Raw genomic sequence first — 18044 nt, 5'->3', positions numbered from 1 at the left:
TCAGTTTAGAAAAAAATTAGGCTTCGCGTGCAAAAACAATAAAATCGTTGGGTATGGTTTTCAACCCTTTTGCTTTCAAATTCATTGAAATCTGCCCTCGGTGGTAAGTGGCGTGATTGACAACATGCATTAAGATGTCGCTTAGTTTAGTAGATAATGAATCGCCTTTTAGGTTTTTGTAGTGAATCATTTCTGAAAGAGATTCTTCAGTGATTGTTTGAATCAATAAATTCCAAGTCATATCCAAATCATGTACTGAAAAAGAAATGTCATCAATTGTAAGACTACCTCCATTCATGATTAGTTTCGCACTTTCAAGTACTTGAGATGCTCTATCACTCAATTGAACTTTTCCGATTCTTTGAAGCCAAATTAATTCTGCCCCTAAATTGTGAGATAGAATTTCTAAAGACTTCGGATCTTGGTGTTCAGAAATTAGTTTCAAAAACTTTTTATTTGCCCAACCTTGATATTGAAACAGTTTTGAAAAGTGTGAAAGTAAACTCATGACAAATTTGATTTAAGAAAACTTAAAGACTTATTCCAAGCATCAATTGAAGCCTTTACATCATAAACTTCAGGGCGGGTATCATTAAAAAATGCGTGGTTTGTGGAAGGATAGACTTGAAACTCAAATTTTTTTCCCACAGCGTTGATTTCGTTTGAAAGTTGATCAATCGATTCCTTAGGCACAGAGGAATCTTTTTCCGCAAAAATTCCTAACACTGGGCCAGACAATTTGGTGTAATCCGGTTTTACAGAGGGATGGATTCCATAAAAATTAATACAAGCGCCGATTTCAGGATTTGAAGTTGCAGCAAATAGAGCAAGTTGGCCTCCCATACAGAACCCAATTGTTCCAATTTTTTCTGAAGAAACTGCTTCGTGATTTTTTAAAAAAGCGACCGCGCCCTTTAATTTTTTTTCAGTTGCTTCAATATTTAGAGCCATTAGGAATTTGCCTGCTTCGTTTGGAGATTTTGTGACTTTTCCATCGTACAAATCAGGTGCAATTGCGGTAAATCCGGCTCGGGCAAAGCGATCGCAAATATTTTTGATATGATCAACCAACCCCCACCATTCTTGAAGCACAATAACGCCAATACCCTTTCCTGAGGTTGATTTCGATAAATATCCCTCACTCAAATTGCCGTTTGATGAAAACGAAACCATTTGACCCAATTCGCTCATATTTACTTTTTACCAGAATTTTGGATTTCCTTCAAATTTATTATCTCCATTGAATCATCGCCCATAGCCAAGGCATAAATATTATTTTTTGTGAGGTATGCTAAAAAATTTTCAGGAATGTACAATGAAGAAAAAACAGGGATGATTTTTTTGCCTTCATACTGTGGCAAGTATTCAAAGAAAGTTGGAATAAATGCAATGAATTCCTCGATATAAGAAAGGCGAACCGTTGATTTGGTCTCATTGAGAATTATCGTGTCTTTGCCAATCAGAAGAGCGTCAAAATCTTTGATTCGTGATGGGTCGTGGGGATGTTTTACAATTCTTCTAACACTGAAATCTACAACCTCTTGAATATCAAAGTGCTCTTTGGCAATTCTTGGGATATTCGGGGCAACAATATCTTCGACGAGCGTACCCATCTTGTTTGCCAACTCTCCCCATCTTTTGTTCATCTCATGCCGCTCTTTCTCCCATTCCGTTTGCCTCTTTTCTCTTTCTAATTTCTCTTTTTCTAACTGATCAAGTCTTCGTTGTAAAAGTTCTTCCTGTTCTAAGCGTTCTTTTTCACGTTCACGAGTTTCTTCTCTTCTTTCCAATTCAAGCTTTGCCCACCGAGCCTCAAAATTTTGTTGAGACGCTAACACATATTCTTTGAACGCGCGGTTTTCCTCAGATTGCTTTCTTAATTCGCCTTCATTTCGAAGTTGAGCCAAAGCAATGTCCTTGATAATCGCTCGTATCTCTGCGATTTCAGCTTTTGCATTACTTATGTCTTCTTCGAGTGTAGCCATTCGGAATCTATTATTGGTTAAATGTTTTCAAGATTTTATCGGCAATTTGCTTACCCGTAAATCCCTCATACTCGAGAACTCTATCTAACAATGCAGGTTTAAACCATTTGTGTTCTAATGCGATTGGTAGCACATTTCCAGTCCTTTTATTTTTCAAAAGCAACTCTGCAACAATAGAGTACAACCCACCGGTAATAAAATGATCTTCGAGCGTAACAACCACTTTACATTCGTTCACCGCTTTTAAGACAGCCTCCTCATCGATAGGCTTTGGCATCCGGACGTTTATTAATCGAACGGTTTTGCCTTGAGCCTCTAAGATTTCTTTCGCCTTAACAGCTTCGCGGAGTAAGAAACCGTAAACTAATATTGCGACATCAGTTCCTTCAGAAAGTATTTCAGCCCTGCCGATTTCAAACTTCGCGGTATGCTGAATTGGTGCCGGATGCGGGTTATGACGGATATAGCACGGCGCAGGATACTCTGCTAGGACTTTGATTCCTTCGGCAAGTTCCTCGGCGTCGCTAGGGCAAAAGACCATCAAATTGGGCAGTCCTCTCATTAAAGCAACATCTTCGATTGCTTGGTGGGTAGGCCCGTTTGCGTCGGAAAGAAATCCCGGAACGCCGCCAACCATTTTCACCGGCAGATTTGCGATTGCAACATCGTCGCGAATAAATTCATAGGCACGGAAAATTAGAAAGGTAGCAAGAGCATGCGTGATTGGAAATCTGCCTCGCAGTGCAAGTCCCGCGGCCATTCCAATCAATGTTTGTTCTGAAATGCCAACATCAATAAATCTTTTGCCTAAATGAGGGGGCAGGTTTCGAATCGCTGCTCGATTTTCGGCAGTCATTACAACTAACTTGTCACTTTTTTGAGCAAAATCTTTGAGTACCTCTTCGTAAGTCATTATCGAATGTAGATTGAGATTTTAAAATTGGTTGATTAGGTAATTGTTGATTCTTGAAAAAAAACTACCTCACCATTAATGTTTCAGATGTCAACTCGGCTTGCGCTTCGCCATAAAGCTCTTTAAGAAGTTGTTCAACTTCTTCGGGCTTGAAATTAACGAACCATCGGTCGGCGCGCTTTTCGATGCTTGGCAACCCTTTTCCGCGTACCGTATCCGCGATAATGACCGAAGGTGACTCATTGGTGGGCAGCCATTGAAAAGCTGATTCAAGGGCATTGTAATCGTGACCATTCACCCGTTTTACATTCCAACCAAACGCTTCAAACTTAGGTTCTAAGGGTTCAATCGGAATCAAATCTTCAGTGCGTAAATTGGCTTGAAATTCGTTTCGGTCAACAATCGCAACGAGATTATCTAATTTCATTGCTTTTGCAACAAGCAGCCCTTCCCAAATTGAGCCTTCATTGAGTTCGCCGTCGCCCAAAACGACATAGACTTTATTATTTCCACCGCGAAGCTTTATATCATAAGCAATTCCCATCGAGACCGAAAGCAAATGCCCAAGTGAACCTGAGTGAAATTCCACACCGGGAATCGCGCGGTTGGGATGCCAATAAACCGAATCATTGGTATGAAGATGGTTTTTTATTCGAGACCTTTCAATAAAACCAAGTTCAGCTAAAGTGCCGTAAAGAGCTGGTACATCATGACCTTTTGATAGCAAGAAATAATTTCTGTTGGGGTCGTTTAATGATTCGGGCTTTAAGCCCAAAACTTCGGAATACATATAAACAATTAAATCGGCGCAAGAGAGGGATGCACCGATAAAACAACCGCCGTCGGTTGACATTCTCACGATGTGTTCACGAACTCGCAAGGCAAGTTCTTTCAATTCTTTTTGTCTTTCGTCTTTCATTTCAACAAAAAATGTGGTTAAGCATGCAAAATATTGCAAAGATACACTTCACCTTCAAAATTCCGATTCTGAAAAATCGTATAACGGATATTTAACACCTTAATTTTTGAACTGTAAGAAGCTCTTTCATCTCAATTCAACGACTTTCTTTATATTTGAGGTTTTAATCAAAACCATAGTTGCACATCACTTTTCATATACCTTTTATGTCATCTGATTCCCAAAAATCGCAAAAATCAAAAGAAAACTCGGGTCAATCCATTGAAAAATTGATGGAAAAACTCGTTTCGCTTTGCAAACGGCGCGGGTTTGTTTTTCAATCTTCTGAGATTTACGGTGGGCTCGGCGCGTCTTATGATTACGGACCTTTAGGCGCCGAATTAAAGAAAAATATCAAAGAGGCGTGGTGGAACGCGATGACACGCGAGCACGATAATATTGTAGGAATTGATGCCTCAATAATGATGCACCCAAGAACTTGGGATGCCTCGGGCCATACCGAAAGTTTTAATGACCCAATGATTGACGATAAAACGAGTAAGATTCGATATCGCGCCGATCACCTTATCGAAAACTATATCAAAACACTCGAGCGGAAAGGCAAACTTGACGATGCGAAACGGGTTTCAGATACTTATGTGAAAGCCGGGTCAGCTGAGAATGTTCCAAAAGCACTTTATGATTTAATCCTCAATGAACAAATCAAATCACCGGATTCAGGCGCGTTTAATTGGACTGAAGTTCGTCAATTCAATTTAATGTTTGAAGCCAAATTAGGCGCTGTAGCCGATGAAGCAGCCGTTATTTATTTAAGACCTGAAACGGCGCAAGGGATTTTCGTCAATTTTCATACTGTGCGGGAATCCAGTCGATTAAAAATTCCTTTTGGAATTGCTCAAATTGGTAAAGCATTTCGAAATGAAATCACCAAAGGCAATTTCATTTTTCGGATGATTGAATTCGAGCAAATGGAAATGCAATATTTCCTTAAGCCGGGCGCACAGTTACAGGCTTTTGAAGAATGGCGAGAAACTCGTTGGAATTGGCATGTGAGTACTTTGGGATTGAATCCACAAAAATTGATTTGGTATAAGCACGATAAGCTCGCGCATTATGCCGATGCTGCTTTTGATATCAAATATGAATTTCCTTTCGGCACAGAAGAAATTGAGGGAATTCACTCTCGCACCGATTATGATTTGCGTAGGCATGAAGAGTTTTCGGGTAAAAATATGCACTATACAGATACTGAAACAAAGGAAAAGTATCTTCCTTATGTGGTAGAAACTTCCGTCGGCTGCGACCGTGCCTTTTTAGCGGTTCTTTCTGACGCATATGGCGAAGACAATGTCGAAGGAGAAAGCCGCGCTTACTTGAAGCTTAAGCCTTCCATTGCTCCGGTCAAGGCAGCTGTTTTACCTCTCATCAAAAAAGAAGGACTGCCTGAACTTGCCGAGAAACTTTATAAAGAACTTCGCAAAAATCATGTCACTCAAATTGATGATACCGGTGTCTCGATTGGAAAACGTTATCGGAGACAAGATGAAATCGGTACGCCTTTTTGCTTTACAGTTGATCACCAAACCTTGAGCGACGATAGCATCACGGTTCGCTACCGCGATGAAATGAATCAAGAGCGGATATCCATTTCAAAAGCCTTAGACTTTCTGAACGAAAAGCTTTTGAGGACATGATTGATGAAGGGCATTTTCACTTTAATTCAACTCGTTGTTTTATTCCTTTCCATAAATAAAGAATATGGGATTCTAAAGGGACAAAGTAATTCTGAAAATGCCCAAACCCTGCTAACAGAGCGTCGTTTTTTTAGATTGATTTCAAATGATTTCTCTTCATCTTCACGGTCTTTTTCCTCCCTTCTTCGTTCTCCTTTTGGGTATCAGAAAAATCAATTTACTACTGTAGCAATTATCGTTGGGAGTGGGATTGCTTCGTACTTTTTTATTGATGAACCGCTTCGCGATTGGGTACAAGGCATTCACACGCCTTTTTTAAGTGACGCAGCTACATTAGGCGATTACTACGGAATGCCCTATACCCCACTTACAATTGGGAGTGTGTTATATTTCGCTGGGTATGCAAATAACAATGCAGAACTGCGTTTAACGGGCAGGGCGGTTTTGGAATCGGCAATCTATGCCACTTTCTTTACTTCGGTAATGAAGATTATTTTTTCACGGTCTCGCCCTTTTTTGAACGAGGGGAATGAAAAATTTTCTTGGTTTGAATTTCATGATTCGGAATGGTCTTTTCCTTCGGGGCACTCTGCAATTGCGTTTGCAACATCCTCTACATTAAGTGCAAGAATTGGAAATACTTACGCGGGAATTGCTTTGTACGGCTTAGCTCTGTGGACGGCATTTAATCGGGTTTATGATGATAAGCATTGGTTTTCAGACACAATGATTGGAGCAGCGATTGGAACCACAATTGGACTTGCAGTTGCTTCATTCATTCATTCGGAAACAAAACCGAATGAACCCGTTTTATTTGGACAATCCGTGATCATGATTGAACCAATTCCCATCTATCAATTTCAATTGCGTTTTTAATTTTCACTTATGCTCATATTAAAATTTGGCGGGACTTCAGTAGGAACGCCTGATCGCATTAAAGCAATAACAAAAATTTCTGGAGACATTGCGCGCAAACACAAAGGACTTGGAATTGTGGTTTCTGCTTTTTCGGGTGTCACTGATTCACTCTTTACGCTTGGTAATTTGTCTTCTTCAGGAAAAGCCGAGTATAAAAAGCTGCTCTCTGACCTCGAAACAAGGCATTTCGAAGCAGTGAGAAGTTTGATCGATGTTCGCCGGCAAAGTGGCGTATTAGCCGGTGTCAAGGTGATGATGAATGAATTGGAAGATGTTTTGCACGGTACATTTTTACTTCGCGATCTTTCTCCCAAAACAATGGATTTTATTGCAGGTTTCGGCGAGAGACTTTCTGCTTATATCATTAGTGAAGCATTTCAAGAACCCGGTATTTTACCTGATTACTATTGCCCCGAATTTTTAGATGCAAGAAAATTCATTCGCACCAATAATCAATATGGCTCGGCACAAGTTGATTTTGAAGCAACAACTATACTTATAGCACCATTAAAGGAAAAAATGCTTCACCCCGAAGAGCCGCTTTTCCCAATTATCACAGGCTTTATTGGATCAACCGAAAGTGGCCATTCAACAACCTTAGGTCGTGGTGGCTCTGATTACACTGCTTCTATTTTTGGCGCCGCGCTTAATTCAGATGAAATTCAGATTTGGACCGATGTTGACGGGTTTATGACGGCCGACCCGCGAAAAGTGAGCACTGCCTTTCCTATTCCTTTCATGAGCTATGAAGAAGCATTGGAAATGTCGAATTCTGGAGCAAAAGTATTGTATCCACCGACAGTTCAACCTGCGATGCTTAAGAAAATTCCAATTCGAATTTGCAACACTTTTAACCCTTCTTTTGAAGGCACCGTCATTTCAACAAAACCTTCTAACCCTGAAAGTCCGGTGTGCGGGATTTCCTCACTTGATGGCGTTTCGTTGCTGAGGCTTCAAGGCACCGGTTTGGTAAGAGTTGTTGGAACAGCGCGAAGGATGTTTACAGCTCTCTCTGAGGCTGGGATTAATGTCATTCTTATTTCTCAAGCTTCTTCGGAACACTCGATTTGCGTGGCAATTTCTCCAAGCGAAGCCAATAAGGCAAAACTGGCCGTTACTGAAGCGTTTAAATCCGAAATCCAAAATGGCGTTATCGAAGAGGTAACTTTAGAAAATGACTTATGCATTGTGGCTGCTGTTGGAGAAAACATGAGAAGCCGAACAGGGATTTCCGGGTGGCTATTTCAAACGCTTGGCAAAAACGGGATCAATATCATTGCAATTGCGCAAGGCTCTGCCGAACGCAATATTTCAATTGTGATTCGAAAAGTTGACGAATCCAAGGCGCTAAATGTTTTGCATGAAGTCTTCTTTCTCTCGAATAAAAAGGTTGTGAATCTCTTTATGATTGGAACAGGACTCATTGGCGGAACCTTTCTTAAACAACTTCAAGCACACACCACGATTCTGAGGGAAAATCAAGCTTTGGAGCTCCGCGTTGTCGGGCTTGCAAGAAGTAAAAAAATGATATTTGAAAAGAACGGAATCCGTCTTGAAAATTGGAAATCGGAATTGGAGAAAAGCAATATACCAATGAGCCTCAGTGGGTTTATTGATGAAATGAAGCGGCTCAATATGCCCAACAGCATTTTTATTGATTGCACATCAAATGATACGGTTGCTTCGGTTTACAATGATGTTCTCTCATCCTCAATTTCTGTTGTGACTCCGAATAAGCGGGCAAATTCCGGAAGCTTTTCTGCATTTCGTGAAATGCATCTTAATGCAATAAAAAACGACGTGAAGTTTTTGTATGAAACCAACGTTGGTGCAGGTTTACCGGTGATCAACACCTTAAATGATTTGCTTGCGAGCGGCGATCAGATTATCAAAATCGAAGCCGTACTTTCGGGTTCACTCTCCTTTATCTTTAATACATTTAAGCCCGGGATGAAGTTTAGTGAAGTGGTTAAGCTTGCCAAAGAGCAAGGTTATACTGAGCCTGACCCAAGGGATGATTTAAGTGGTACGGATGTCGCGCGTAAAATCCTCATTCTTTCTCGCGTGGCGGGAGCGCCGCTTGAACTGAGTGATGTATCGGTGAATCCATTTCTACCAAAAGAATGTTTTGATGCTGAATCTGTCGATTCTTTTTTCAAGGAGCTTGAAAAACTTGATGGTGAGTTCGAATTGATGGTTTCTGATTCGGAAAAGAAGGGTGAGAAGCTACGATTTATCGCCGCCTTCGAAAATGGAAGAGCCAGTGTTTCTTTACAATCCGTTGATATGTCGCATCCTTTTTATTTGCTTTCAGGAAGTGACAATATTATTTCATACACAACCTTACGCTACAAGGAGAGACCTCTCGTAATTAAAGGGCCGGGAGCTGGTGCAGAGGTAACAGCGGCGGGGGTTTTCGCAAATGTGATTTCGATTAGCTCTTATCTCTCCTAAAAGTCAACTTAGTTTTATTCTCGGATCGACAACTGCATAAAGCACATCTGCAACTAAATTTCCTAGTACAATCAAGCTTGCTGAAATAAAAGTATTGGCAATGATGAGTGGATAATCACGAGCGAATATTGCATCAACCGTAATTCTGCCCATACCCGGAATGGCAAATATGACTTCAACGAAGAGTGCACCGCTTAAAAGAAATGGGAGTGAGTTTCCTAAAATAGTAATGACTGGAAGAAGTGCATTTCGCAAAGCATGTTTAAGGATAATTGCGCGCTCCGAAAGCCCCTTCGCCTTAGCTGTTCGAATGTAATCTTGTCGTATAACTTCAAGCATACTCCCACGAACATAACGTGCTATTCCTGCCGCGCTGCTTAAACTCAATACAAATACAGGTAGAATCATGTGTTTTAATCTATCGAGAAAATAATCCCAATCAGAAAATCCTTCTGCCCCAACACTATTAAGATTTGAGGCTGGAAGCCAACCCAATTTTAATGAGAAAAAAATGATCAGCATTAATGAAAGCCAAAACTCCGGCATTGAATAAATAAATAGTGCTGAAATTGTTAGTGATTTATCGAGTTTGCTTCCTTGGCGGACAGCCGATACAACACCAATACAAATGCCAATAAGAAATTGCAGAACAATCGCGATGACCGCAAATGAAAGGGTTACGGGTACGGCTTCGGAAATAATATCAAAAACGGGCTGTTGCCGGCTAAAGCTCTTCCCGAAATCGCCTTGTATAACATTGCCAAGCCATTTCGCATATTGAATGGGGAGCGGGTCATTGAGACCGTACTGTTCCCTCATTTGCTCCGCGACTTTAGGGCTGATGCCGGGTTGAATAAAAAATGCAGCGGGATCGCCGGGCGCAAGACGAATGATGAAAAATGTGACTGTGAGAACACCAAAAATGAGTGGAACAGCTATCAAAAATCTTCTTATAATGTAACCGAACATTGTTTATTCAACAGTAAAAAAACTTGCGGTGCTGAGATTTCCTCCTGCATTCATTTTCCAGCGATACATTTTTTCGTAAGTGGTTGTCACAGAAACCTCTGAATTCTGGATGTTCTTTGAAAATGCATGTGTTTGTAAAACCCAATACATAAAGGTTCGTGGCTGCTCATCGTGCAATATTACTTGAAATTCCATCCAATACTTTGCTGCTTGCTCAAGATTTGGTTCGCTGCTCGCCAACTGCATTAAAGTATCAAGTCTTGGGATTTGATAACCCGCCCAATTAAACCGAGCTTTTTTGAAGTCACTACTCCAATTATCTTTTGGATCAATTTCTAACCCTACTGCAGTTCCTGCGAATACAGGGTGGTTGTACTTTCTATTTGTAATCTCCGAAAAGAAGGTGTTACTTTCGACTTCTACAAGTTCACACGCAACTCCGATATCCTTCCAATTTGCTTGCACGATATTACTTGCATAAGCTCTACGGGCGTTTCCTGAGTTTAAGTAAAGTTTAATTCTCATTTTGACTCCTTTTTTCTCTCGGATTCCATCGTTTCCAATTTTCCACCCTTCTTCATCTAAGAGTCTCGCGGCTTCTTTTGGGTCATAAGGATGCGGAACAATATTTTTGTTGTATGCCCACTTAAAAATGGGAGAGATGTCAGAATTGGCAATCATTCCATACGATCCAAGATAGCCTTCAATGATAGATTGCCGATTGATGGCAAGTGTAAACGCTTGACGAACTTTCTTACTTCCAAATATCGGATGAGGCACGAGTTTCCCTTTTTGATACGCCTCTAAATCTATTGCCGGATAAGTGATATGGTCAATTGCACGTGGTGGAACTACTTTTATTTCAATGTTAGGATTTTTTTCAAGAAGCGGCTTTATATCCTCCGGCTTAACGGTTTCAACAATATCCAAATCGCCGGTTTGAATCTGCGTAAGCCTTGCGGTGTAATCGGGAATCACACGATAAACAACGCGATCTAATGTGCCTGCAGGTCCATTCGTATTGGCTTTGTCAGGAACAAGAGAAAGTTCTGAATTTCGACTCCACTTCTCCAATTTGTACCATCGTGCTGTCACCGGATTTTGATTGAACGGGCTCTGGCGCATTGTGCTTCGTTCAACATTTTCCCAAACGTGTTTTGGGATTGGCGGCAAGTTGCTTCGGAAGAAAAGTAAATTTTTGGGGAGTGGTTTTGCAAAATGAAAGGTAACGGTCTTTGAATCTGTAATTTCAATCGCTTTTTCAATATCAATTTCACCGGATTCTTTTCGAACAAAATCGGAAAGATACTGCTGCCTGAGGCTCTTAACGGCGGTATCGCCATAGAGTTCATAGGAGAAGCGAAAATCTGCGGGTGTAATCGGCGTGCCATCATTCCATTTGGCTGTTGGGCGAAGTTTGTAGGTGATTGATTTGGAATCTTCAGCTATTGAAAACGACTCCGCGAGCGAACCTTCATCAACACGAAATTCTAATACGCCTTTCGCTGTATCAAAATCGGTAATGAGCAATGTCGGATAAAGTTGTTCGAGAATCAATGCCGTTTCAAATGAACTTGCTATCACGGGGTTGAGAAAATTGGCATCTGCAAGAATCGAGGTCACAAGGGTTTTTGATCGCGAGATTCCTTCATTTTTTTTGCAACCAACAGAAAGAAATATAATCCCAATGCAGGCAATCGAAATTGATTTAACGATACGGTTCATTTTGATTTGGTGAGTTTATTTTAAAATGGCAAAACCCTGATGTGAGTAACTTAACCATCGTAGCAAAAAAATATTATTCAAAGTCGTGCTCAAAATATCGAATTGCGGGTTCATCTTGAGAGCGCTTTTTTGGTTTCATTGTCTTTCGGGCGATCATTTCAGAAAGGTTCTTTTCAAATGCTTTAGCAGAATCATAACCATAATGCTTGAGCAAATAATTAAGAGCAACCACTTCTGCGATTACGGTGATATTTTTTCCGGGATAAATTGGCAGTAAAACATGTGGAACCGCGACGCCCAGAATATCCACCGTTTTTGTATCAAGCCCTAATCGCTCATAAGATTTTTGTGAGTCCCATTCCATTAATTCTACAACCACTTCAACCCTTTTTTGGTAACGAATTGCCCTGACGCCAAACATTGCTCGAACATCAATAATGCCTAATCCTCGAATCTCCATAAAGTGTTTGAATCCTGCCTCACCGGCGGCCATTAAAACCGATTCCCCCTTCCGAGTAATCATCACTCGATCATCCGAAACTAATCGATGTCCTCGCTCGATGAGGTCAAGGGCTATTTCTGATTTACCGATTCCGCTTCGACCAACAAATAAAATTCCAATTCCATAAACATCCATCATCGAGCCGTGATAGCTTTGATAAGGTGAAAATTGATCATCTAAAAAATCACTGATGAGATAAATGAGTTTCGTTGTTGTAAGGGTTGTTAAAAAAATGGGAACGCTTTTATCGGTTGCCATCTCAATAAGCTTTGGTTCTACCTTATTGCCATCCGTAATAAAAATGCACGGCATTTCGTAGTGGAAGATATTTGAAAAGGCCATTTGCCTTGCTTCTAAAGGCAAATGTTCAATAAACTGAACTTCGGTATTTCCAAAAATTTGAACGCGCCAATGTGTAAAGAGATTTGTGAATCCTGCCAAAGCCAAGCCGGGGCGGTGTATGTCGCGTTCTTTAATCATTCGCTTCATTGGCACATCATTTAGCCGCTGAACATCCACATTCAAACGCCCCGTGAGGTGCTCATACAAATCTGCAACTGAAAGTTCGCCACGAGTTAAGGGTTTCTTTTCAAAATCTATCATACTTGGTTTTGATATGGTTCAATTTTGTGAAGCTAAATAAAAAAAGCCGAATCTCGTGTTACCGCGATTCGGCTGTGATGATACTAAACGCTTGTTCAAATCTGTCTAATCTTTTCTTTGTATTTGATAAGTTGACGCTTAATCGATTCCACACAACTCTCAATTGCCTTCTCGTAAGTTTCTGCGAATTCTTTCGAGATGAAAGAATTTCCAATTGCCGTGACTTTTATTTCAGCGAATTTGTTCTTGACATAATCATTTTTTTGATGATCAAGAACCACATGAACGGTGGAAACGCCGTTAAAGTACTTCTTAAATTCCTGAACGGCATTTAACGCATACTCTTCAAGTTGTGGAGAAGAATTCGCATGCCTTAGCGTAAATTGAAACTGCATGTCATCAGGTTCAATTCTTTTGGCAGAGCCGCCCATCATTTGGTCTGCTGCTGCCCCTTCAAACTGCGCTTGAAGTTTCCGGTTGTTGTGAATGCTTCTCATTCCATTCCCCTTTCGTTTAGATTATGAAACAAACCCAAGCATTTGCTTGGCTTAACTCCGCAGAGAATTGCTTTGCGGAAAAGTTCAAAATCGTATCTGTGTTCTCCGGTAAGTGATGTTTTAAGGTTAACGAAAGCACTATGAACCAAAAAATAATTGGATTTCCTTTTGTATGAATGTACTTAATCTTTTGACGAAGCTTTATGCTTTTGGATGCGCTTTGCTGTAAACTTCTTTTAAGCGCTCAAAAGTTACATGCGTGTAAATTTCAGTCGTTGAAAGGCTGCTATGCCCAAGCATCTCACTGACACTTCTCAAATCAGCACCCTTATTGAGTAAGTGCGTGGCAAATGTATGACGAAGTACATGCGGACTCTTTTTTTTCATTTCCGTTACTGGTAAAAGCACTCGCTCTGTTAAACGCTGCACCAATACGGGATAAATACGCTTTCCTTTTTCAGTCATAAATAGCGGCTCTTTATCATGTCTCTCACCGTGAGATTCAGTAATGTCAAAGAACTTTGATGGTGAAATATTAAAGAACTTATTTTTTACATCAAAGTAGTTTTTTAGGCTTGAAATCGCTTTATTCCCAATCGGCACAATTCGGTGCTTTTTTCCTTTTCCTAACACTTTCACAAGTCCGGTTTGCAAGTCAATATCGGAGGTATTTAACCCGACCAACTCGCTTAAACGAAGCCCCGAACTGTAAAGCAGTTCAAGTATCGCACGGTCGCGGACGCCCTCGAAATCGCCATCACGACCCACTTCTTCAAGCTGTTGGAAGAGTGTTTCTGTTTGCGATTCGTTCAGAAATGATGGAAGCTTTTTAGAAACCTTCGGGGTCGAGACTCCGGCTGCCGGTGAAGATTCAAGCACCTTGGAAGTGATGAGGTATTTAAAGAAACTTTTCACTGAGGCAAGTTTCCGCCCGATTGATTTGGTTTCATAGCCGGTATCAAGCAAATCGCCTAAGTACAAGCGAATGGTAATGGCATCTATTTCTTTGAGATTAATATCATCGGAGTTTTTCACTTCAAAATGCTTTTGAAGAAACTGATAAAAGTGACTAAGGTCAGTCTTGTACGCCTCGAGGGTGTGAGGTGAAAATTGTTTCTCTTCTTCGAGGAAATTGAGAAACTTTGATACAAAAAATAATTCCGTTTTGTTACTCATTCCAATGGTCGTTAATAAACAGCATCATGTGACCCTATATCAACAAAAACTGCATCCCCTTGCGAATTAAAGTAAAAAACTACACGAACATCATAATCAATTGAAAAACTCATCAAATCTTTCAAATCTCCACTCAGTTTATGAGTAAAAAAAGATTTTTCAAACGGATTTTTTTTGAATATCTCTAACTTATCCTCGAATCTTTTTTGTAGTAGTAGATTCCCTTTTATTCGTTTTTTATAGGCTCTTTGAAAAGATGAAGAAAAACAAATTGATATCATTCTTCATTTATACCCTTTAGAAAAGATTTGACATCTTGATACTTTTTCAACTTTCCTTCCGCTTCTTCCAACTTCGCCAATTCATAATTTCTTTGAATCTCTTTTCTTTTTTCTTCTATGATATATTTTTGAATCAGGCTCTCCAACTCAATTTTTTCATGAAGGCTTAGTTTTTGAACTTCCTCAATAATGCCATTAAAACTCATATCTTTGTTTCGAATTTTATTTAATCTATAAGTCCGTTTTAATTATTCCAAAGGATACGCGCATACGGTATCGCGTTCACGCACAAAGTAAAGCACACCTTTTCGAACAAAAAAACCATCCACCAAAAAGCCACTCATTAAGGTACTGATGATATCATCAAATTGAATTTTCTCGCTCGCTTCATCGAGCACTTTCAAGCGATAATTTAGTGCTTTCACCGGTAAACCCACTTGTGTGACAACGGTTCTCTCCGTCTGTTCATGATAGCCAAAGAACAGCTTTCCGCTTGAACGCAATAGTTCAAATCCTCCGGTTATTGGTTTATCGCTCATATACGGTTTTAGTACCGATAAAATATCTTGATACTGCTTCGCCTCCGGCGCACAAGGAACAGGCAGTTCAACGCCCTGCATTTCGGCCTCGCTCTCAGCATCTTCACGAATGCGATTGGTAATCAGCGAATCCTTTCCAAGGGATTCTACAATTTCACCCGTTTCAGGGTTAATCATAAAAAAATTACGATCGGCGAAACCCTCAGCATCGCCGCTTTCGCGATAAGCCATCATTTTTCCTTGTGTAAAACATAGAAAGGAGAAATCGGGTAGCGCCCATTTGAGTTCCTTCGTGCGTGCTTGCATTGCCCAAATTCCTAAGTGTTCAGGCGAACTTGGGTTGAAGTAACTATGGAGATAAATGAGTTCACCTTTTACCGCTTCAAGGCCAACCCACCAACCTTCACCGATGGGTTCCCCTTTTTTCGGACCATTTGGAACGAGCAGGGTATAATCTTGCCAAATCGCTTTGCCTGTTTCTGCATCAAGCAAAAGAAAGGTGGTTTTGCGTTCGCTTTTCGCGCGATGTTCAATCGCGATAAAGCCTGAATCTAAAAAGAGGGCTTTCCAGATAAATCCGTCTTTCTTAAAGGCCCACTTGGGCGAAAGCTTTTTTTTGAAGAGTGAAAAAATAGACATGAGTTCATTTATTTATTTGGAAGGCTAACAGAAAGAACGAGGGATGCGTTTATTCACTTTCATCTCATTCTTTTTCTTTCAAAGAATGAATAAAGAAAAGTCATTTCGAACGGAGCAACGCGGAGTGAGAAATCTCCGGCTTGTGGAGAATCTGAGATTTCTCGCTGCGCTCGAAATGACTCTTTTAATAAGTGGCGTGTGGGATTCCGGACAACCCGGAATGACAGACCAAAAGGCATGTCATTTCGAATGGAGCAACGCGGAGTGAGAAATCTCCGGCTTGTGGAGAATCTGAGATTTCTCGCTGCGCTCGAAATGACTCTTTTAATGAGTGGCGTGTGGGATTCCGGACAAGCCGGAATGACAGACCAAAAGGCATGTCATTTCGAATGGAGCAACGCGGAGTGAGAAATCTCCGACTTGGGGAGAATCTGAGATTTCTCGCTGCGCTCGAAATGACTCTTTTAATGAGTGGCGTGTGGGATTCCGGACAAGCCGGAATGACATACAATCGAAGTTTCACTCTTAACTCTTAACTCTTAACTCTTAACTGATCCCTTATAACTCAATCAAATCCCGTATTTCGCTCGAAATTCTCGAATCATATCACTCAGTGGAATCATATCAATGAGAAAAGCATCGTGACCGTTGTCGCTTTCAAGGTGGCGGAGTTCGGCGTTGGGCATGAGGCGTGCCAATTCGGCTTGCTCGGAAGGAACATAGAGAATATCGGAAGTAATGCTCACGACCAATGCCGGATGCGATATCGCCCCAAGTGCGGCTTCGTAACTTGCTCGACCTCGCCCGAGATCGTGCGTATCCATTGCCTTCGTGAGGGTGATGTATGTATTGGCATCAAAGCGCTGATTGAGCTTTTCGCCTTGATAGTGCAAATAACTTTCCACCCTAAACCGGTCGCTATCTTGCATTTCTCTTCCAAATCGTTTGGTAAAGCTCTCGGAGGTTCTATAGGTAATCATTGCAATCATTCGCGCGGTTGAAAGTCCATCCGTTGGCGGATGACGTTCATCATAAAAGCCATTGTTCCATTTTGGATCGCGAATGATTGCGGCTCGCTCGGCTTCTCCAATACCGATGCACCACGCGGAGTGCCTGCCTGAAGTAGCAATCGGAATCAAGGCACGAACGCGATTAGGAAACATCGCGCCCCACTCTAAAACCTGCATTCCACCGAGCGAACCGCCCACAACCATTTTCAGCGATTTAATCCCCAATTCATCTAAAAGCCGGGCTTGAAGTGCAACCATATCACGAATTGTAATTCTGGGAAAATCGGCTTGGTATCGCTTTTGCGTTTTTGGGTTTAAGGAACACGGACCGGTGGTTCCGTAGCAGCTTCCAAGCACATTGGTGGCAATGATAAAATCATGCACAGGATTGAATGCCGCGTTTTCAGCAATGAGCGGCTTCCACCAATCATCGGCGTCGGCTGAGCCGGTGAGGCCGTGGCACAAGAGTATGGCATTGTCTTTGGAAGCCGAAAGTTTGCCCCAAGTGCGAAAGGCAACCGTTGGCGCAGGCAGAACTTCTCCCGATTCTAACATCAGCGGATGTTGAAGGGTAAAAAATTTTGTTTGCGGAGAAATATGGCGACTAAAATCCATCGATTTTATCCTTTAGAGGCGGCAAAGGCATCGCCGGATTGAATGACTTCAAACTTTCGCTCCGCTCGGTTTTTGCGGACATTTTCTGCGTGGAAGATTCTGCCGTTCATCACGATATACACCCCATTTGGCAAGGCTTGAACCGCAGCGACCGCCGTGCCAATATTAAAATCGGCATCACTGTGGCGGGAAATCGCGGGTTCCATTGCGCCTGTCAGCACAATCGTTTTCTTGGGAATACCAAGCAAAAGATGCGCGGTTTCGGCCATTGTATCGGTGCCGTGGGTGATGATGATGCGCTCGCAAGGGTCAACTTCCACAGTTTTGCGAATGAGTTCCCGGTCGCCGGGCGTGATTTCGAGGCTGTCTTTTTTCAGGATTGGCACAACTTCGTAGTGAAACGCCACATGTGCTTGTTCGAGCACTTCGACCACTTGCGGCTGCCCGACTTGGAATTCGCTTTTGGCATCGAAATACACCTTGTCAATCGTCCCGCCGGTTGTAAAGAATTTGATTTTCATAATGATGATAAATAGTAAGGGTGCAAGTTATCATTGTAGAAGAGAATTCACATCTTTTTAACGCACAATGAATTTTTTTTCTTG

The 18044-nt window shown here is 41.3% G+C and carries 21 protein-coding genes; 6 read left to right on the top strand and 15 right to left on the bottom strand.

Annotation, left to right across the window (positions count from 1 at the left end):
* Nucleotides 1–16 precede the first annotated feature (16 nt).
* From SFU91_11665 to SFU91_11645, 5 genes are all read right to left on the bottom strand, one after another.
* The gene (locus SFU91_11665) at nt 17–508 is read right to left on the bottom strand and encodes a DinB family protein (GenBank protein ID MDX2129680.1); all 492 of its coding nucleotides are present in this window, start codon (nt 506–508) and stop codon (nt 17–19) included.
* The gene (locus tag SFU91_11660; protein ID MDX2129679.1) at nt 505–1191 is read right to left on the bottom strand and encodes a dienelactone hydrolase family protein; all 687 of its coding nucleotides are present in this window, start codon (nt 1189–1191) and stop codon (nt 505–507) included. Before SFU91_11660 ends, SFU91_11665 begins: the two co-directional genes overlap by 4 nt.
* 2 nt (nt 1192–1193) lie before the next feature.
* Nucleotides 1194–1985 (bottom strand): hypothetical protein, encoded by a 792-nt coding sequence (locus tag SFU91_11655; protein ID MDX2129678.1) that lies wholly within the window; start codon nt 1983–1985, stop codon nt 1194–1196.
* Between the two features lie 10 nt (nt 1986–1995).
* On the bottom strand, nt 1996–2898 hold the full coding sequence (locus SFU91_11650) for a transketolase C-terminal domain-containing protein (protein ID MDX2129677.1): 903 nt from the start codon (nt 2896–2898) through the stop codon (nt 1996–1998).
* A gap of 64 nt (nt 2899–2962) precedes the next feature.
* Entirely contained in the window at nt 2963–3817 is an 855-nt protein-coding gene (locus SFU91_11645; GenBank protein ID MDX2129676.1) for a 1-deoxy-D-xylulose-5-phosphate synthase N-terminal domain-containing protein, read from the bottom strand.
* A 206-nt stretch (nt 3818–4023) separates the two neighbouring features.
* Here SFU91_11645 and SFU91_11640 point away from each other — a divergent pair, with 206 nt between their 5' ends.
* From SFU91_11640 to thrA, 3 genes are read left to right on the top strand one after another with little or no spacing between them, the layout of a single operon-like run.
* A complete protein-coding gene (locus SFU91_11640) occupies nt 4024–5511 on the top strand; it encodes a glycine--tRNA ligase (GenBank protein MDX2129675.1) in 1488 nt (495 codons plus the stop codon).
* Between the two features lie 3 nt (nt 5512–5514).
* Nucleotides 5515–6387 (top strand): phosphatase PAP2 family protein, encoded by an 873-nt coding sequence (locus SFU91_11635; GenBank protein MDX2129674.1) that lies wholly within the window; start codon nt 5515–5517, stop codon nt 6385–6387.
* Between the two features lie 9 nt (nt 6388–6396).
* The gene (gene thrA / locus SFU91_11630) at nt 6397–8883 is read left to right on the top strand and encodes a bifunctional aspartate kinase/homoserine dehydrogenase I (GenBank protein ID MDX2129673.1); all 2487 of its coding nucleotides are present in this window, start codon (nt 6397–6399) and stop codon (nt 8881–8883) included.
* Between the two features lie 3 nt (nt 8884–8886).
* Here the strand turns inward: thrA and SFU91_11625 are convergent, their stop codons facing one another.
* The 8 genes from SFU91_11625 to SFU91_11590 form a co-directional block, all read right to left on the bottom strand.
* Nucleotides 8887–9852, bottom strand: a complete 966-nt coding sequence (locus SFU91_11625; protein ID MDX2129672.1) for an ABC transporter permease — start codon at nt 9850–9852, stop codon at nt 8887–8889.
* 3 nt (nt 9853–9855) lie between these two features.
* On the bottom strand, nt 9856–11577 hold the full coding sequence (locus SFU91_11620; GenBank protein ID MDX2129671.1) for an ABC transporter substrate-binding protein: 1722 nt from the start codon (nt 11575–11577) through the stop codon (nt 9856–9858).
* A 73-nt stretch (nt 11578–11650) separates the two neighbouring features.
* Nucleotides 11651–12682, bottom strand: coding sequence for an HPr(Ser) kinase/phosphatase (hprK, locus tag SFU91_11615; GenBank protein ID MDX2129670.1), 1032 nt, complete (start codon nt 12680–12682; stop codon nt 11651–11653).
* A gap of 95 nt (nt 12683–12777) precedes the next feature.
* Nucleotides 12778–13179 carry an HPF/RaiA family ribosome-associated protein gene (locus tag SFU91_11610; protein MDX2129669.1) on the bottom strand — a complete coding sequence of 134 codons (402 nt, stop codon included), beginning with the start codon at nt 13177–13179 and terminating at the stop codon, nt 12778–12780.
* Nucleotides 13180–13380: 201 nt separating this feature from the next.
* Entirely contained in the window at nt 13381–14355 is a 975-nt protein-coding gene (locus tag SFU91_11605) for a tyrosine recombinase XerC (GenBank protein ID MDX2129668.1), read from the bottom strand.
* A gap of 11 nt (nt 14356–14366) precedes the next feature.
* A complete protein-coding gene (locus SFU91_11600) occupies nt 14367–14636 on the bottom strand; it encodes a type II toxin-antitoxin system YafQ family toxin (GenBank protein ID MDX2129667.1) in 270 nt (89 codons plus the stop codon).
* Entirely contained in the window at nt 14633–14842 is a 210-nt protein-coding gene (locus tag SFU91_11595; GenBank protein MDX2129666.1) for a hypothetical protein, read from the bottom strand. Before SFU91_11595 ends, SFU91_11600 begins: the two co-directional genes overlap by 4 nt.
* A 42-nt stretch (nt 14843–14884) precedes the next feature.
* Nucleotides 14885–15814 (bottom strand): DUF4905 domain-containing protein, encoded by a 930-nt coding sequence (locus SFU91_11590; GenBank protein ID MDX2129665.1) that lies wholly within the window; start codon nt 15812–15814, stop codon nt 14885–14887.
* An 85-nt stretch (nt 15815–15899) separates the two neighbouring features.
* On the opposite strand from SFU91_11590, the gene SFU91_11585 reads away from it, so the two are divergent.
* The 3 genes from SFU91_11585 to SFU91_11575 are packed head-to-tail and all read left to right on the top strand — an operon-like array spanning nt 15900 to nt 16350.
* The gene (locus tag SFU91_11585) at nt 15900–16082 is read left to right on the top strand and encodes a hypothetical protein (protein ID MDX2129664.1); all 183 of its coding nucleotides are present in this window, start codon (nt 15900–15902) and stop codon (nt 16080–16082) included.
* Entirely contained in the window at nt 16079–16222 is a 144-nt protein-coding gene (locus SFU91_11580; protein MDX2129663.1) for a hypothetical protein, read from the top strand. Before SFU91_11585 ends, SFU91_11580 begins: the two co-directional genes overlap by 4 nt.
* Nucleotides 16219–16350, top strand: a complete 132-nt coding sequence (locus SFU91_11575) for a hypothetical protein (protein ID MDX2129662.1) — start codon at nt 16219–16221, stop codon at nt 16348–16350. The genes SFU91_11580 and SFU91_11575 overlap by 4 nt, the downstream gene beginning before the upstream one ends.
* A gap of 33 nt (nt 16351–16383) precedes the next feature.
* Here the strand turns inward: SFU91_11575 and metX are convergent, their stop codons facing one another.
* Together metX and SFU91_11565 are read right to left on the bottom strand one after the other, a co-directional pair.
* Nucleotides 16384–17439 carry a homoserine O-acetyltransferase gene (metX, locus tag SFU91_11570; protein ID MDX2129661.1) on the bottom strand — a complete coding sequence of 352 codons (1056 nt, stop codon included), beginning with the start codon at nt 17437–17439 and terminating at the stop codon, nt 16384–16386.
* A 5-nt stretch (nt 17440–17444) separates the two neighbouring features.
* Nucleotides 17445–17960 (bottom strand): asparaginase domain-containing protein, encoded by a 516-nt coding sequence (locus tag SFU91_11565; protein ID MDX2129660.1) that lies wholly within the window; start codon nt 17958–17960, stop codon nt 17445–17447.
* Nucleotides 17961–18044 lie beyond the last annotated feature (84 nt).

The sequence above is a fragment of the Chloroherpetonaceae bacterium genome (assembly GCA_033763895.1).
GTDB lineage: Bacteria > Bacteroidota > Chlorobiia > Chlorobiales > Thermochlorobacteraceae > JANRJQ01.
The sequence above is the reverse complement of the archived record's forward strand: the minus strand, read 5'-3'. Positions and strand labels throughout refer to the sequence as shown.